Origin of the sequence: Paenibacillus sp. ICGEB2008, from assembly GCF_000307675.1 — a bacterium.
In the GTDB taxonomy this organism is placed as follows: domain Bacteria; phylum Bacillota; class Bacilli; order Paenibacillales; family Paenibacillaceae; genus Paenibacillus; species Paenibacillus polymyxa.
Window position 1 is genome coordinate 1 of sequence record NZ_AMQU01000002.1, and the last position, 16,739, is coordinate 16,739.

Sequence of the window (16,739 nt, forward strand, 5' to 3'; positions counted from 1 at the left end):
TACAGATATGAGCATTAAGCAGGTTGCGGAAGAAGCGGGAGTACACGGATGAGAAGTATTTTATGCGATTGTTCAAAAAGCGAGTCCATATGACTCCCTCACAATACCGGAATGCCTATCACAAAACATTTATGAACAATGTCTAGTCCATTTCTGCTTTACAGCAGGCATGGCTTATCAGACTATAATTTGATAATCTGATTTAAGAGAGATTTAATGAGAGCAATCAATACATAATACATTGTCAAAAGGGGCGAGTGAGATGCTGCAATCACCATTAAAGGAAGAACTGACTCGAATACTCGAAGAGCATTCACTTGATGATGAGTTAAAAGAAGAGATCTATCAGGAAGCCGAAGCTACTATACAATTTCAGCTAGAGCATGAGGAAAACTATGAAAACGTTGGGAATAGTCGGATCGCCGGCTATCCAGATCTGCCGCCCACAATAGAGTGGCCGTGTAATTCAGACGGAGAATATTATACGTTTATTGCTCAGATCAATCTAAGCGAGTTGCCTTTTTCACCATTCGAGGGATTGCCTCATCAGGGCATATTATACTTTTTTCTTGGGCTGGATGAGCCAGCTTATGATATTGACCATAAAGTCTTTTACTATAACGGTGACAGCAGCGCTTTGAAGAAAACTTTGCCGCCGAATGGGGAGGTTGAAGTATGTGCCGAGAACAGGGATTTCACCTCGTATGCAATTTCTTTTCAGCCGATCTTGACGCTGCCATCGGAGGGTGAGCTGGGAGATATTCTTTTAGATCAGTACGAAGAGCTTTATGAGCTTCTATATGAACATAGCGACACGGTGTGGGGACAGCATCAGTCTTTTGCCGGGAACACTCGGCGCGATGCTTATCTGTGCCGAAACGGGCTGAAGGGTCTGCTGTTTAATTCGCATAAGAGTGAGGGTCAGATCCATCAGGAAGTCGAGCAAGCTATGCATAGGGGAAGTACGGAGTATGCGGAGCATTTGCGATCCGAAGTGCTGCCTCAGCTGCAAGAATACCAGGCGAACCGGGAAAAGCACGATCAAGCTTCGGAAAATTGGCATGTTTTGCTCTCTGTATCATCCTTGAATGAGGTCGGTATGTGCTGGTGGGACGCAGGGTATTTGGAGTTTTTTATAGATCAAAGGGACTTGCAAAACCTTGATTTCACGCGAACATATGTTAATCTGGCTACAAGCTAGCCGGGTGCAGCAGGGCCGTTTATACTTAAATGCTGGGTGGCAAGTTATTCATCACGAGGAGGCGGTCACAATGGTAAACATAAATCAGCGGACAGATTCTAGAAGGATAGCGCCTACTCGTCCATAGACTGCGTATTTCCTTCTTCATGAGGACCAACACTACATGCGAGAATATCAAATTAGCAAAATGAAGGATTTTTCAAACGCTGAAATCGAACGTGTTCGAACGCTGGAGCAAATTTGCAGGACCAATGACAGATCCGGTTTAAGGGTGGGTGTAGAAAGTCTTAAAGCCATAGGCGGAGACGAGGCTTACTTGTGCTTTTTCAATAATAAGTTAATTGGTTTTATTAGTTGGTATACTTCTGATGGAACTGAAGCTAATATGAACGGGATGGTTCACCCGGACTTTCGACGTCAAGGTGTATTCAATGCTCTGCTGAAACGTGCGATGTCCGAAATGCAAACAAAGCTAATTGAATCCTGCCGCTTTCGAGTACCATCAAATTCAGAGTCAGGCCTTGAATTTATTAAGAATTTAGGGGCGAGTTTCCGTACGTCCGAATTTTCAATGAATTTAAAACAATTAAAAGAAGATATGTTAAAGGGTACGGACATCATGCTGCGATTAGCAGAGGAACCGGATTTGGGTTTTATGGTGACTTGTTCATCACAAGCCTTTGGAGATTCAGAGTCTTGGACTAGGAGCTACTTTGCTCGTACGAAAGAACCTGAACGAATGAGTTACATCGCTTCAGACAGTCTTACACCCATAGGGATGATAAGAGTGAATTACCTGAATAGGGACACTGCTGTAATACATGACTTATGTGTCCTTCCATCTCAACAAGATAAAGGATTCGGTCGTAAAATTCTTGTTGGTGCAGTCCAACTTATACTGGAGCAGAAATGTTCTATAATTCGCCTGGCAGTCGTGACAAGCAATAGACGTGCGCTGAATCTCTATCAATCCATAGGGTTTGAGGTAGCTTCCGAGTTTAATTACTATGTGACATCTATGCAGGCTCTCAAAAACAATTTAAAGTATTAAACTAGCGGGACACGTTAGTTTAATGGAACAGCGACAGTTGTTTAGGATTTTATTTCTGCTGACAGTACGAGTGGAATGAGAAAATACTAAAGCCCTTCCGGCTTTCCATCAGGGAAGCAGCAGAAGGGCTTTTATTACATATACTTGTCTATACGGTGCGTTTATTTATATCCGCTGCACGGTGAACTCGAATTCCAGCTTTTGATCGGCTGGGATTTGATATTCCTCATGTACTGGAGCACCCCAGCTGTCGTCGCCGCCTACGCCCATTTGCTTGCCAGCTACGGTGACAACGGTGTAATAAACGTTCGGTAACTCATACACATGGTATGCACTTTCCAGCTCGAACGCTGTATACGGCGATATATTGCATTCCACCGGCGCGGTGGCAGGTGCGGTAATGCGGATGCCCCGCTGGGAATCGTCAGTAATATCGACACGGCGCACGCCTGTACGATTGCCGGATTCCTGTGGCACGACATACCCGGACACGTTATCCGCAGCTTCGTTGCGGAATACGCCAAGTCTAGCACCGAAGGCCCGGTCGATGTAATTCTCCTCTGGTCCCATCGCATACCAGTCCAGATGACGGTAGTCCGCTGGAACCTTGAACGAAAGGGCAAAGATCGGCAGGTTAGGCAGTCCCGATACACCTTCATAGGTGGATTTTACGTTCAGACTGCCATCCGCCAAGACGGTATAGGCTACCGTTACCTGTACGTCTGCATGAATGCTCAACGTGTAGCGGAACGTAATGGTCACACGGTCTGCCTGCTCTTCCGTGACCTCGATGTCCACACATTTACGCGTCAGACTTGCAGCGAACCAGCCACCAGCTTCAAAACCGAGTGCGGTTCCCCGATCATTGTCTGTGGTCGCCCGCCAGAACAACGGGGCAGGAGGCGTAGCAATCATCTCACGTCCTGCGTAGCGAAGTGAAGTCAGGCTACCTGCTCCTTTGGAGAACATGATGCTGAAATCTGCACCGTGAACGCCAATATTTACATCGCCATGCACCACTCGTAGGGCTCCACCTGTAGGAGCTTTCAGCGGATTTGGATTTTCCACAATGAAAATATGCTGTCCGAAGGCTACTTCATGCCCAGCCTCAGCCCAAATCGTCGCTTCCTTCAATACAAGCGCCGTGTGAATGACATATTCCCCAGGCTTCCCGTCTGTGCTTGGGAACGTCAATGGAATATAGGCTTCGGTCTGAGCCGCCACATCCACATGACTCACATTTCGCGTGATCTCTTGGCCTTCATGCAACAGGCTGTATACCAGCTCATAGTCCCCTGTTCCCTCGAACAGGTTTTCGTTGCGAATGGTCACACCTTGGGTATCCGGGATGAGCTTCAGATTTTGATACAGGAATTTGACCTCCTGCATCTTTGGTGAAACCTTCCGGTCCGCATAGACAATTCCGTCCGTACAGAAGCCATAGTCTGTTGGACGGTCGTCAAAGTCGCCGCCGATCGCGAGGTACTCGCGTCCGTAGCGATCTTTTTTCATGACCGCCTGGTCGATGTAATCCCAAATAAAACCGCCTTGATACAACTCGTATTTGTTCTCTAGCTCGGTATACTTGTGCATGCCGCCCACGGAATTGCCCATCGCATGCATGTATTCGCAACTGATATACGGCTTTTGTGGATTGTCGTTCAGGTATTGCTCGATATCAGCGGGCTTAGCGTACATCCGGCTCTCCATATCGCTGGTATCATCGTACGTACGATTGTGAAACACGCCTTCGTAATGTACCAGACGGCTCGGATCGGTGGACCGGAAATAGTTAGCGACATTGCGTAGCACTTCGCCTGCATACGACTCATTTCCGCAGGACCAGATCAGAATGGATGCATGGTTTTTGTCCCGTTCCAGCATGGAAATGGCGCGATCCATAACGATATCCTGCCACTCAGGCAGATTGGCCGGAATATTCCACGAAGGCTCGACTGCGCCGAGTTTTTGCCAGGAACCGTGTGTTTCCAGGTTCATTTCGTCAATCACGTATACCCCGTACTCATCGCACAGTTCATACCACAGTGTCTGATTCGGATAATGAGAGGTACGTACAGCGTTCATATTGTTCTGCTTGAGCGTCCGAATATCCCACAGCATATCTTCACGGGAAATTGCACGTCCGGTACGAGCGTTAAATTCATGGCGGTTCACACCCTTAAAGATGATGCGCTTGCCGTTCAGATGCATGACCTTGTTCACCATCTCGAATTTGCGGAAGCCGACCTTTTGTGGGATCACCTCGACGAGTGTTCCATTGGCATCATAAATTTGAATGAACAACGTGTACAAATAAGGCTTTTCCGCGCTCCAGCGCTCTACTTGCTCCAAAGTTGCTGACAGCGAAGCGGTGCCCTCTGTAAAGTCAGCTTTCAAAGAAGCTACTATATGTCCGGTGGCATCCTTCACATCGACAGTTGTATGGGCTGTTGCTGGTTGTTCCAAAGTCAGTTTCAATTCCAGCAGGCCCTGTGTGTAGGTAGCATCCAGGTCCGCCTTGGCATGCAGGTCGCGTACGTGAACAGTAGGGATCGTGTACAAATATACGTCTCTGAAAATGCCGGAAAAACGCCAAAAATCCTGATCCTCCAGCCAAGCTCCCGTACTTCTTTGATATACCTCTACCGCCAGCTTGTTTTCGCCAGCTTGCAGGTAGGGTGTCAGTTCAAAATCAGACGGTGTAAAGCTGTCCTCGCTGTAACCGACAAATTGTCCGTTCAGCCATACATAGAAAGCCGACTCAACACCTTGAAAAGAAATGAACACAGGTTGCGCGTCAGAAGCCATATTTTCAGGCAAAACAAAGCTTTTGATATAGCTACCGACCGGGTTGTGGTCTTCTGGAATATGAGGTGGGCGAACATCCGAATGTCCGTCCCACGGGTACATCGTATTGGCGTACTGCATTTGGCCGAAGCCTTGCGTCTGAATATGACCTGGAACCTGAATATCGCTCCAGCCGCTATACTCAAAGTCAGGGGCATAAAATTCTGCTGGGCGAGTGGCTGGATTCGTCGCATAGTTGAACTTCCAACTCCCACTCAGGCTGTGACGCCAGGCCATATCGGCCTGGTGTTCTGCTTCCTGAAGCGTGGCGTAATATTTATGATCGGAATAGGCAGGCAAGCGATTTACCGCGAATTTGGTTACATCGGTGAGCCAGTCCAGACTAGGGGTATGAATGGTCAAGGCGAACACTCCTTATTTTTAAATTGAATGAAGACCGTATACAGAAATCTATTATTTTACCGAGCCGACCATACCTGCGACAAAGTGCTTCTGCATCAGGAAGAATACCAGTGCAGTCGGCAATGTGGACAGGACAATGGCGATCATGATAACGCCGTAGTCCGGTGCATAGCTGGAGCCGAGGTTCGAGATCAACAGCGGGATGGTTTGATTTTCTGGCGTTTGCAGTACAATCAGAGGCCAGAGGTAGTTGTTCCAGCTGGACATGAACGTGATAATTGCGGCAGCGGCATAGGTTGTTTTCATCGTAGGCATATACACCCGGAAGAACAGACCCAGCTCAGATAATCCATCCATCCGGCCAGCTTCCAGCAGATCCTTGGGAAACATCTTGGTGCTTTGACGGAAAAAGAAGATCAGGAACGCCGTAGTTACGGTTGGAATAACGACAGAAGAGAGCGTATCAATGCCGATCCACGGTATCACATTAGAAATGCTGCCGAACATCCGGTAAAGCGGGATCATAATCGCCGCAAACGGAATCATCATCGACATCAGCAGGACATTGAAGACAACGTCTTTCGCTTTACTTCTGTAAATTTCAAAGCCATAACCAGCCAGTGATGCAATGAGCATAGCCAGCAACGTCGTTGAGATGGAAACCTTTGCAGAATTACTGAGCGCAGTAACGATGTCTACTTGTTCGAGCAGATTGTGCATGTTATCCATCAGGTGGGAGCCAGGCAGAAGCTTGCCTTTGGTCACATCGACTGACAGGTTCGTGGAGCTGGATAGCATCCACAGGAACGGGAAAATCGAAATGAATGACACAAGAATCAGAAAGGCGTACGTAAATGCTCTTTTTGTTTTCATCATTTTTTCTCACCTGCCACTTTAAACTGGATAATCGACAAGATAATGATCATAATGACGATGGAATAAGATACGGTCGCCGCATAACCAAAGTCGGATGAATACTTGAAGGACAGATTATAAATATATTGTGAAATAGAAGATGTCGCGTTACCTGGTCCACCTTTGGTAATATTCATGATTTCATCGAAGAGCTGAAGTGTACCAATCGTCGATGTAATCGAGGTGAACAGGATAATCGGTTTAAGCAGTGGAACGGTAATGCTGAAAAACTGCCGGATCGGGGAAGCTCCGTCAATACGGGCCGCTTCGTAGATGGAACTGTCAATGTTTTGAAGACCCGACAGGTAAAAGATCATGTTGTACCCCGTCCAGCGCCATGTGATCGCGATAATAATCGTTACTTTGGCCCAGAAAGGATCTGTAATCCATTGGATTGGCGTGCCAATCACGTGCAGGTTCAGCAACAAGGAGTTTACCAAACCGTCAGCCGAGAACAGATACTTGAAAACAACCGAATAGGCTACAAGGGATGTGATACACGGCAAGAAGATGGCGGTGCGGAAAAAGCCTTTGAATTTCAGGTTTTTATCATTCAACAATACGGAAATAAACAGAGCCAGAATGACCATTAAAGGTACCTGGAAAATTAAGTAGATAAACGTATTCTTCACGGCGGTGATGAACATTTTATCGGTGAACAGACGTTTATAGTTATCAATGCCGTTAAAGCTCAGATTAGACCCAGTACCCGTCTTAAAGGATAAGATCAGCGCCTGAATCATCGGATAGAAATAAAAGGCGGCAATCATGATCACTGCGATGGATATGAACAACCATCCTGTCATACCTGCTTTAAGACGTGTTGTAGTCATTTTGGGCGCGGCTGTCTTCATACCATGTCAACTCCCTATGCAGCAATAAAACCTTGAACTCGCAAGCCCAAGGTTTTAAGTGCTTATCGTTTTATTGTTTAGCCTTGGCTAGATGGACTGACTTATTTAAGCTGTGCTTCCGCTTGTCCTTGAGCGTCCTTCAGAACTGCATCTACATCTTTTCCGTTCAGGTAGTTTTGAATTTCAACAGTCATGATGTCCTCAATGGCATAAGTGTGCAGGCCATAATTGACTTTTGGAACTTGTTTAGTCCAATCAGCAAATTTCTTGTATACTTTGTCGCCACCGAAGTAAGCATCTTCCACGTCATAAGCTTTACCGCTGGAAGCTGCGTTCAATGAACCAACAATTCCGATTTTGCTCAGCATATCTTGATACAGCTCTGTATCTGAACCGAATGTTTCTTTCAGGAAATCAGCAGCGGTATCTTGACCGTCCGAGTTGAGGACATACCAGGAGCTGCCGCCGAGGCTGGAAGCATTCACGGATTCAGGTATATTTTTCAGTTTAGGGAAAGGAACAACAGCCCATTTACCGGATTGCGAAGCTTCTGCCTTAATCGAAGGTGTAATCCAGTTACCTGTAGGTACAGAAGCAACTGCACCGCTGTTGAATGCGGCCAAGAATTGACTCCAGTCGGCATTCATTTTAACGATGTTGGCGTCGAACAAGGATTTGTACGTCAAGAGCGCTTCTTTCAAAGCTGGATTACCAGCCAGGTTTGGTGTTTTACCGTCTTCTTTCAGGTACCAAGAACCTGCAGTTTGGATCATGCCACGGATCAGACCGAGGTCATTCGGATCTTGAGTCAGCATATCTTTGCCTGTTTTTTGTTTTACAGCTTTACCGATTTCAATAAATTTGTCCCAATCAATATTGGTCAAGTCCGCTACTTTGTAGCCAGCTTGTTCCAGATAATCCGTTCTTACATACAATCCCATAACGCCGGAATCGAAAGGAACTCCATATTGCTTGCCGTTGTAGCTAGTCGGTCCGATTTTATAATCAGCGAAGTCAGATGCTTTGATCGAATTAGTCATATCATGGAAAGAATCGGGATAGGCTTGCAGGAAGTTCTGTGCCCGGTAATCCTCAATTAAAACCACGTTCGGCAATCCTTTAGTAGAACCGGAGTTGAGGCCGGCATTCATTTTTTGAACGATATCGTTTTGAGCATATTCGACAATGTTTACGGTTACATCAGGATGTTTGGCAACATAACGATCCTTTGCCAGCTTCAGGGCTGCGATGTTAAAGTTCGGATCCCAAGCCCAGACTGTAATTTCTTTCTTGCCTGAATCTGTGGTCGTAGCTGCTTTCTCAGAATTGCTGGAGCACGCGGATAGCAAGATCAAGCTTGCGATCAGCAGAAGGAAAGACATTTTTTTTCATTTTGTTCAACCCCTACTCTTTTTTTTATATGTGGCTAACCATGTAGAACTTTTTTTTTGAAAGCGGTTACCTTGTTTATGAATTTAGTTTATCATCCTTGCTTTGATGGCAGTTAGGAATATCTTTATACAGATTGGTCTTATTATTATGATTTATCAAAAAAGGTACCGCTTACATTTGTAGTTTCTTTAGACTTAGGTACTTTTTATAGATTGAACTAAAGGTTTCCACGAAGCGCCACTGCGCGGCCGAATGGTGCTTCCCATCGCTGTTGTGTCTAGATGGCTAGCACCATTCCGCCACTCCATTCTTGTTCCACCTTTTTTGTTTAGTTCAGCCTATATTTTTTATGGGGTAGGAGGAGCGGGTTTTACGATCAGTGGCAGTGTCATTCTTACTTTGGTGCCCTCGCCCTTCTTGCTGGAAATGGTCACACCATATTCTTCTCCATATAAAAGGGTAATGCGATTGTGCACATTCTGGATGCCGATGCCCGTAAATAGTTGGCGTTTGCTCTTGGGGTTCGGCAGTCCGTCCTGCGCTGTATGCCCGTCCAAATCCATACCGTCTCCATCGTCGACCACCTCACAGATCAATGTATCCTCTGTTTTCGACACCAATATATAGATGTGTCCTGTGTTTTTCTCATTAAACGCATGGAAAAAAGAGTTTTCGATAAAAGGCTGAATGATAAGCTTGGGCACATGATACTCCAGACAATCGGGTGATACAAAATAATTTACCTGTACCCGCTGCCCATAACGCACATGATTAATAAATACATAATTTTGCATGTTGGCCATTTCCTGCTCGATGGTGATCGTTTCGCTCACATTGCTGATTGTATTTTGCAGCAAGGAAATGAGCGCATTAATCGTCTCGGCGGCGGTTTCCTTGTTTCCTTTGAGTACCAGCATTTTGATTGAAGCCAATGTATTGTACAGAAAATGTGGATTGATCTGCCGTTGTAGTGCAGCAAGCTCTGCATTTCGTTGGCCTTTTTGGGTTTCTAAAAGCTTACGAATATAATCATTTAGTTCATCGAGCATGTAGTTGTAAGCATGACTTAGCTGTCTGACCTCGTAGCTGCCCGTAACCGGGATATAATTATCAAAATTTTTCTCACGTATCGTCGACATTTGCTTGACCAACCGAGTCAAAGAACGAATCAGGCGACGAGAAATCAGAAAAACAATCACCAAAGCAATCAGTACGATGGCGATGCAGATCCATACAACAGATTTAACGTCAATAATTTGCCCAACCGCGGTTTGTCTATCGATCATGTTCACCAGATAAAAATCAAATGAAGGGATATAGTTGGAAAGAACGATGCTCTCCTTATTCATTACATCCGCATTAATATAGTTTAGTCCCTGTTCATTGATTTTGGTGGCATAGCCCAGCAGCTCACTGGAGCGTTGTCCGATTAGGTCCTGACGGTTGCTCGATACGATCAGTCCTGATTTGTCCAAAATAAGCACATCATTACCGTTACTCGTGAAATTGTTATAAAAACGCCGAAATTCTGGCTCCCGAATGGCAATGTAGATCATTCCGTACAAGGTGCCACTGGTTCGCTCCATAAATGGTTTAGAGGCGATAATATAGGGTGAGGGTTTTTGGACGGTGCTAGTCATTTGTTGATGAAATAACTCCGTATCCATTTGATACATAAGCTGTGCCGGGCGTGCTACACTTCGGGCCGTAATAGCACTGCTCTTAAGCTGCTCCGCAGTTACAGGCCAATAGGAGGAATCGGAGTAAAAGCTCCGTCCGTTCAGACCTGTTACAGCGACACCGACATCATAAGCATCGACGTTCGATTTAATTTGCTTCATTTGCTGTGCCATACCGAAGTAAATCCTTGCCGAGTTAATCGAGTCAGATTGGCCGCTAGTCAAATAGTTTTTGACGGTTCCATTTTCCGAAGCGTGGGTTACAGCATTCACGATAGAGTCATTGAAGGATTCAAAGCTGGATTGAATCTGGCTAAGCACCTTGGCATTGGTAATACTGAATGTCTCAGCGAATAGTCGTTCAGACATTCGAATCGTCACCAAAGAGGTCAGCAACGATACCGCAGTGATGCTGACCACCATAACAATAAAGATTTTGAAGAACAGACCTTGATATTTGATCTTATGGATATATCTTTTCATATGTTATCTCTTTTCTGCTGGCAGATATGCGCTTGTTCTCTAATGGAGATGTTCCCGGCGGTACTGACTGGGAGAGTATCCCTTCACTTTTTTGAACACTTTAGTAAAATAGCTGGGGTCCGAATAGCCTACTGTACTGCTAATATCTGAAATGGGCAACGTCCCCGATCGCAGTAGTTCAGCAGCTTTTTCAACCCGAATTTTGTTCAGGTACTCGCTAAATCCCTCTGTATGGTGTGCCGTAAAATAACTGGACAAATAAGAGGGGTTAAAATGGAAATATTGCCCAAGGGTCGTCAAATTGAGTGTTTCAGCATGATGTTCCTCAATATACTCCAGCAATTTTTTCATGCTTGCACTACTTCCTTGCTGCGTCTTAGCCAGGATCTGTCGGTTCGCTTCCTCCAAAAAAGTCTCCAGCAACCGTACGGCTTCATGTACATGAGGGGCATCATTAATTGTTTTGAAATACGAATATTTCGCCGCATCCAGCTCCTTCATATCATACCCCTGATTCCCGAGCAAAATTGTAATGTTGAACACGATATTTCCGAGCAGCGATTTGAATTCAAAAGCGGTCGAGGTATAGTTGCCGGACATGGCGGCTACATAAGACCTCAAATCCTGAAAAGCTGTATCAAAATGCTCACGCTTCATCTCTTCCGTAAACTGTTTTAAGTTAAACGAACGATTCACCTGAACAGGCTGAGGGAGTTCATCTTCTATGAGCAGTGCTGTCTCCGGGAAATAAAAGCGATAGCTTAGCAGCTTCGGCAGTTCATCCTGATAGACATCGCTAATCTGATTAAAATCATCAAATAGATGACTGACCGCCCAGCCCGTCTGCGGATCGAGCTGCTTCATCTCTTGAGCAACTTCCCTAACCGCAGCCATCCAGGCATCTAATTCCCGTGGCCCCAGATTGGCTAAAAAAACGGCCGCATACCCATCCGATGGCAGCTGGCGCAGAACCACGTGTTCACAGGCAGAGGCTACTCGATCTGTAAGCTTGGAAAATAGGTCTGAAGCAGAGAGAGTGGTAGAGCGTCCCTTATCTTGCTGTGCCGACTGTTCTATACCTATGAGCGCAAAACGGGCATAAGGGAATGCTTGCTTCAGCAGCTCAGCTTCATAGTCTATGCTATAGCCGGAGATCAATTTCTCGATCACATGTTCCATCGTAATTTGGTTATTCCCGGCATCCTCTTGATACTGAATGGATGGAATTTTGCGGGCTGTTCGCTGGAGCACCTGAAGCAGCTCATCTGTGTCCAGCTTGGGCTTTAAAATATAGTCAGCCACACCTTGCTGAAAGGTGGAGCGCACATAATTAAACTCGCCGTAGCTGCTGAGCACAATCACTTCGATATCTGGATAGTTCTGTCTGACGATGCGTGTCAGCTCCTCGCCATCCATGATCGGCATTACGATATCCGTAATGACAATATGAGGACGCAAGGCTTCGATCAGCTCCAGCGCTTCTTTCCCATTGGATGCCTCACCTACAATTCGAAATCCGTATTGTTCCCACGACAAATGATGTTTGATCCCTTGCCGTACCAATATTTCATCATCTACAATTAAAATGTTGCATAGCTCATTCATGACAGCACTCTCCATAATTATATCTATTCAAAAAAGACGCCATTAAGGCGAGGGCCTAATCATCTGACGGACATAGTTGATAACGCTTCCAACTTTAACTAAAATCTAAAGCTTTTAATCTTTACATGCTAACATAAACGGCAGGGTGATTCCAAAGATAATTTAGTTCAAATGGCATACAAAAGACAAAAAAGGCTGCCGAGAAAATCTCGACAGCCTGAACAACCGGGATTACTTTATACAGTACCCCATGTCCGATCTCCTGCCAAATATTTTTCAGTCAAAATAGACAGCAGTTGAATACCAACCTCGTTATGTCCTCCCTCAGGCAGGATCAGGTCGGCGTATTTCTTGGAAGGCTCAATAAATGCCTCGTGCATCGGTTTAACCGTCGTTAAATAGTGATCATGGATCGAATGGATGGTGCGACCGCGTTCCTCAATATCGCGAAGAACCCGACGGAGAATGCGAACATCTGGATCCGTATCCACAAATACCTTAATATCAAGCAGGCTGCGGAGTTTTTCGTCTGACAGTACGTGCAGACCTTCCAACATAACGATATGATTCGGCAGAAGCTCTACCGTCTCGTCCGTGGAACGAGCATGAACCGTAAAGTCATACACGGGCGCTTGAGTTGCTTGTCCTTTTTTCAGACATTGAAGATGCTCAATCAGCAAGTCGTTGTCAAAGGCAAACGGATGATCATAGTTGACCAAAGCACGTTCGTCATAACTCAGATGTGAATGGTCTTTATAGTAGTTATCCTGAGATATGAAAGTCACTTTATTAGATCCCAGACGCTCAACGACGGCGCGTGCGACCGTCGATTTACCGGAACCTGTACCGCCGGCAATACCAATAATTAGCATGGCGTTTCACTTACCCTTCCCTAAATGTATCCCGATACAACTCAAGTATTGTAGCACAATGCACGCTTTTTTTCATCAATGTTGCACGTTGTATTTCTTCCATTTCCGGATCTTGGCCCTGAATGTTTTGAACGGTGCTACGGAATTGATATGAATCCATCTCGCCATAGGCCAGTTCGGATTGGTGCCTGTCCACTTGTGAACGCCCTGGGTGAAGAGTTCTTCATGACTGAGTGTGTCCACCCAATCCAGCCACGTTTGCTCAGCCAACTTGAACATATCGCGTAATTCATATAGAGAGTGGTGGGAATAGGTCTTGTAGAATGATTGGTATAGTTCGCCTAGTCTATTCCACTTGTAATTCGGAGCGGGCATGATAACGGTTTTTCCCTCCCGTTCGTCTTTGTCCCAACTCATGACGAGATGAAGCCATCCGAGCTGGTAGGCAATCATTTCTGCGGGTGTTTTATCTACTTCGTCGATTCGAGTATCCTTGTGGCTTTCGTCGATGTCCTGGAATTCACCGTCAAACCGTAAGTAGGCGGTATGAATGGCTTCTTTTAACTCTGATTTGGAAGCGTAGTCGTAGCTAGACATCTAATCGCTCCTTTACATGAGAAATTGGTGATACTCACCCCTTTATATGTACCATTCTCAATATGACAACCGTATGTCTTATTCAAAAATAAAAAAATCTCGTTTTTTGTGATTTTATGAAACATCATTTGGTGTGTTCGCGAAAAAGAACGAAAAATTAATAGAAAAATTAAGACAAAAGATAAGTAATTAGACATATTTTAATATTTATTTAAGTGCCTATAATTATTGGAGTATAGCGATTAGGGGCCCTCATTGGTGCATGGATATGATTTCCTCCATCAATACGTTATATACCGTTTGCTTTAGTATTCATAAATCCAATTGAGAAGGGAATTGTGATATGAAATCGAGTTTGTTAAAAAAATGTGCAAGTGTAATGCTGAGCAGTACGTTGGCACTGTCTTTATCATTACCGCTATTAGGCCATGCACAGGCTGATGAGAATGTACAGGTAAGTGACGATTTTGAACAAGGAGAAGCTCAAGGCTGGTCCACAGATTCGGGGAACTGGTCTGTGGTCAAGGACGGGAATGGTTCTACATACCAACAATCTAGTCGAAGCGAAAGCCATTCCGTAAAAGGCAATACCTCATGGACGAATTATAGTGTGCAAGCAGATGTATATGTAAATGATTTTAATGGCTCTAATCGAGTATATGTGGCAGGTAGATACACGGATTCTAACAACTTCTATGCAGCATCGTTGTACAACAAAAAGGGCGGTGCTCTTGAGATTCGCAAAAAAGTCAAAGGCTCCATGAAGACACTGGCTACCAATAAAAAATACAAACTGGACACCCATACATGGTACAGAGTGAAGCTGGAGCTATCTGGTCCGGAAATCAAAATGTATGTTAATGATCAGCTGGAGCTGTCCGCAACAGACACCAGCCTCACAGCTGGAGCCATGGGTCTGGTAACGTCTAAAACAGTTGCTCAGTTCGATAATGTGATTGTATCCGGTGCTTCTTCAGAAGGGGGTACAAGTACACCACCTGTGAAGCCGACACCGGGTACAGAACAACCGACTCCTGGGGTGGAGCCTGGTGTAACCTCCAAAAATAATTATAATTTGACTGGCTTTTCGTATGGTAATACAGGTGGTGGGAACATTGCCGATACCGATGCCAATTACAAAAAGGTGTACAATGCTGTAGATCTCAACGAAGCATTGAAAAAAGGCAGCAAGGTTAAAGTGATTGAGATTATGAATGATCTGGACCTTGGCTGGAATGAAATTCCTAGCGCTGCGAAGGCAATGCCATTTAGTGCCAACAATCCTGTACAAACACATCCTGTTCTGAAAAAGACAGGGGTGAGCAAAGTCTATATCGAGAATATGAATGGAGTTACAATCTTCTCGGCCAATGGTGCGAAAATCAAGCATGCCGGTTTTGTCATCAAACGAAGCTCTAATTTGATTTTCCGTAACCTTGAATTTGATGAACTTTGGGAATGGGATGAAGCAACCAAAGGAAACTATGACAAAAATGACTGGGATTATATTACAATCGAAGGTGCAAGCTCCAAGGTATGGATCGACCATTGTACATTTAACAAAGCCTATGATGGCCTGGTAGATGTGAAAAAGGGAAGTAACGGAGTTACGATTTCCTGGTCCTTGTTCAAAGGAGATGACCGCAGTTCCAACAGCTGGGTAACCCAACAAGTCAATGCCATGGAAGCAGATAAGTCCTCCTATCCTATGTACGCTTATTTGAGAAGCAGTGCAGTAGGCATGAGTAAAGAAGATATCATTGATATTGCAGCAGGACAAAAGAAAGCGCATCTGGTGGGTGCCACGGAAATGGCAGGCGACAATGCGGATTTGGAAGTGACGCTGCATCATAATTATTATCTGGATATTCAGGACCGTATGCCACGTTTGCGTGGTGGTAATGCGCATGCATATAACATCGTTATGGATGATGCTGGATTGGCCAGAGCCAAAAAAAGAATTACGTCCGACATGGCCAAAGCGATCGCTGCCAAAGGATATCATTTTGACGTCGTGGGTAATGGTGCGATTTCAACAGAAAACGGCGCAGTGCTGCTAGAAAAATCGTATTTAATTGATGTGTTTTCTCCGGTACGTAACAATCAAAAAGACCCTAACAAAGCGGATTATACAGGTAAAATCAAAGCCGAGGATGTTATCTTTTCGGACAACGGTGCCGTGTTCAGAGGCGGCAGTGACGCTGCGAATAGCCCATTAGCTCCTTATCCAGCGAAGGCTAAGACCTTCTCTTGGAATGGGTTCACAACGTTGCCATACAGCTATACAGCCGAAGACCCTGCCAACCTGGTTGCTCAATTGCAGGCCAAGGATGGAGCGGGCGCAGGCAAGCTGAACTGGTCGAGTGAGAACTGGCTCAAAACGGTGTACAATACAGCCGCTACGAAAGACGTACAAGTGGAAGAAGATTCCGAGTAGGTAGGTAGTTTGAAAAAAAGCAGTCAGGACAGATGCGCTCTGTTCTGACTGCTTTTTTTGTTAAACACGTTTAGGCTGCGTTCGGTACGAATTTAACCAATAACGACAAATGAGGACACGCCAGCAGGTACGGATCTAACGCGGAATAATACTCCATCATCTCTAAAAGTACGCAGAATATAAGGCTGGTTCGTAGGTGTGCGGACTCTGTTGAATCGGGCAGTACCAAAGCGGTCGAAGCCTGCAGCTTGCACAAAGGTTCCATCTAAACGCCGGAGTGTTGCAAAAAATCCAGACGTGTTAAAAGGTACACCATCATTGTTAGCCCAGATAACTGTAAATCTACGAAGGGTTTGTGTTGGACTCACATTGCGATATCTCGTAACAGGAACCTTTCTGCCCGTAGATTTCAGCGTTTGTGGAGGACGAATGGCCACTAAAAA

At 45.2% G+C, this 16,739-nt stretch carries 12 protein-coding genes and 1 pseudogene; 4 read left to right on the forward strand and 9 right to left on the reverse strand.

Features of this window, described 5'->3' with window-relative positions; all coding sequences use genetic code 11:
* The 3 genes and pseudogenes from C400_RS28520 to C400_RS0100600 all read left to right on the forward strand — a co-directional run.
* Nucleotides 1-146: pseudogene (locus C400_RS28520) on the forward strand (AraC family transcriptional regulator); the annotation flags it as partial.
* Between the two features lie 116 nt (nt 147-262).
* Entirely contained in the window at nt 263-1,201 is a 939-nt protein-coding gene (locus tag C400_RS0100595; protein WP_017425621.1) for a YwqG family protein, read from the forward strand.
* A 163-nt stretch (nt 1,202-1,364) separates the two neighbouring features.
* On the forward strand, nt 1,365-2,252 hold the full coding sequence (locus C400_RS0100600; protein ID WP_017425622.1) for a GNAT family N-acetyltransferase: 888 nt from the start codon (nt 1,365-1,367) through the stop codon (nt 2,250-2,252).
* A gap of 165 nt (nt 2,253-2,417) precedes the next feature.
* Here the strand turns inward: C400_RS0100600 and C400_RS0100605 are convergent, their stop codons facing one another.
* From C400_RS0100605 to C400_RS0100640, 8 genes are all read right to left on the reverse strand, one after another.
* Nucleotides 2,418-5,462 (reverse strand): glycoside hydrolase family 2 TIM barrel-domain containing protein, encoded by a 3,045-nt coding sequence (locus C400_RS0100605; protein ID WP_017425623.1) that lies wholly within the window; start codon nt 5,460-5,462, stop codon nt 2,418-2,420.
* A 51-nt stretch (nt 5,463-5,513) separates the two neighbouring features.
* Nucleotides 5,514-6,338: a carbohydrate ABC transporter permease gene (locus C400_RS0100610; RefSeq protein ID WP_026065335.1), complete on the reverse strand. Its 825-nt coding sequence runs from the start codon at nt 6,336-6,338 to the stop codon at nt 5,514-5,516.
* Complete coding sequence (locus tag C400_RS0100615) at nt 6,335-7,231, reverse strand: carbohydrate ABC transporter permease (RefSeq protein WP_016820161.1); 897 nt, start codon at nt 7,229-7,231, stop codon at nt 6,335-6,337. The genes C400_RS0100610 and C400_RS0100615 overlap by 4 nt, the downstream gene beginning before the upstream one ends.
* A 101-nt stretch (nt 7,232-7,332) precedes the next feature.
* On the reverse strand, nt 7,333-8,613 hold the full coding sequence (locus C400_RS0100620; RefSeq protein ID WP_017425625.1) for an ABC transporter substrate-binding protein: 1,281 nt from the start codon (nt 8,611-8,613) through the stop codon (nt 7,333-7,335).
* Nucleotides 8,614-8,970: 357 nt separating this feature from the next.
* Complete coding sequence (locus C400_RS0100625) at nt 8,971-10,785, reverse strand: cache domain-containing sensor histidine kinase (RefSeq protein ID WP_017425626.1); 1,815 nt, start codon at nt 10,783-10,785, stop codon at nt 8,971-8,973.
* 39 nt (nt 10,786-10,824) lie between these two features.
* Nucleotides 10,825-12,390: a response regulator transcription factor gene (locus tag C400_RS0100630; RefSeq protein WP_017425627.1), complete on the reverse strand. Its 1,566-nt coding sequence runs from the start codon at nt 12,388-12,390 to the stop codon at nt 10,825-10,827.
* Between the two features lie 236 nt (nt 12,391-12,626).
* A complete protein-coding gene (udk, locus tag C400_RS0100635) occupies nt 12,627-13,262 on the reverse strand; it encodes a uridine kinase (protein WP_013368919.1) in 636 nt (211 codons plus the stop codon).
* Nucleotides 13,263-13,337: 75 nt separating this feature from the next.
* Complete coding sequence (locus tag C400_RS0100640) at nt 13,338-13,859, reverse strand: ClbS/DfsB family four-helix bundle protein (RefSeq protein WP_017425628.1); 522 nt, start codon at nt 13,857-13,859, stop codon at nt 13,338-13,340.
* 343 nt (nt 13,860-14,202) lie between these two features.
* Here C400_RS0100640 and C400_RS0100645 point away from each other — a divergent pair, with 343 nt between their 5' ends.
* Nucleotides 14,203-16,296 carry a pectate lyase family protein gene (locus tag C400_RS0100645; RefSeq protein WP_017425629.1) on the forward strand — a complete coding sequence of 698 codons (2,094 nt, stop codon included), beginning with the start codon at nt 14,203-14,205 and terminating at the stop codon, nt 16,294-16,296.
* A gap of 92 nt (nt 16,297-16,388) precedes the next feature.
* Here the strand turns inward: C400_RS0100645 and C400_RS0100650 are convergent, their stop codons facing one another.
* Nucleotides 16,389-16,733, reverse strand: a complete 345-nt coding sequence (locus C400_RS0100650; protein WP_016820169.1) for a hypothetical protein — start codon at nt 16,731-16,733, stop codon at nt 16,389-16,391.
* Between the last annotated feature and the right edge of the window lie 6 nt (nt 16,734-16,739).

Excerpts from the sequence above, each read along its gene's own strand:
- C400_RS0100610 (WP_026065335.1), bottom strand. The coding sequence starts at position 6,338 with ATGATGAAAACAAAAAGAGCATTTACGTACGCCTTTCTGATTCTTGTG.
- C400_RS0100595 (WP_017425621.1), top strand. The coding sequence starts at position 263 with ATGCTGCAATCACCATTAAAGGAAGAACTGACTCGAATACTCGAAGAG.
- udk (WP_013368919.1), bottom strand. The coding sequence starts at position 13,262 with ATGCTAATTATTGGTATTGCCGGCGGTACAGGTTCCGGTAAATCGACG.
- C400_RS0100615 (WP_016820161.1), bottom strand. The coding sequence starts at position 7,231 with ATGAAGACAGCCGCGCCCAAAATGACTACAACACGTCTTAAAGCAGGT.
- C400_RS0100645 (WP_017425629.1), top strand. The coding sequence starts at position 14,203 with ATGAAATCGAGTTTGTTAAAAAAATGTGCAAGTGTAATGCTGAGCAGT.
- C400_RS0100640 (WP_017425628.1), bottom strand. The coding sequence starts at position 13,859 with ATGTCTAGCTACGACTACGCTTCCAAATCAGAGTTAAAAGAAGCCATT.
- C400_RS0100625 (WP_017425626.1), bottom strand. The coding sequence starts at position 10,785 with ATGAAAAGATATATCCATAAGATCAAATATCAAGGTCTGTTCTTCAAA.
- C400_RS0100630 (WP_017425627.1), bottom strand. The coding sequence starts at position 12,390 with ATGAATGAGCTATGCAACATTTTAATTGTAGATGATGAAATATTGGTA.
- C400_RS0100600 (WP_017425622.1), top strand. The coding sequence starts at position 1,365 with ATGCGAGAATATCAAATTAGCAAAATGAAGGATTTTTCAAACGCTGAA.
- C400_RS0100620 (WP_017425625.1), bottom strand. The coding sequence starts at position 8,613 with ATGTCTTTCCTTCTGCTGATCGCAAGCTTGATCTTGCTATCCGCGTGC.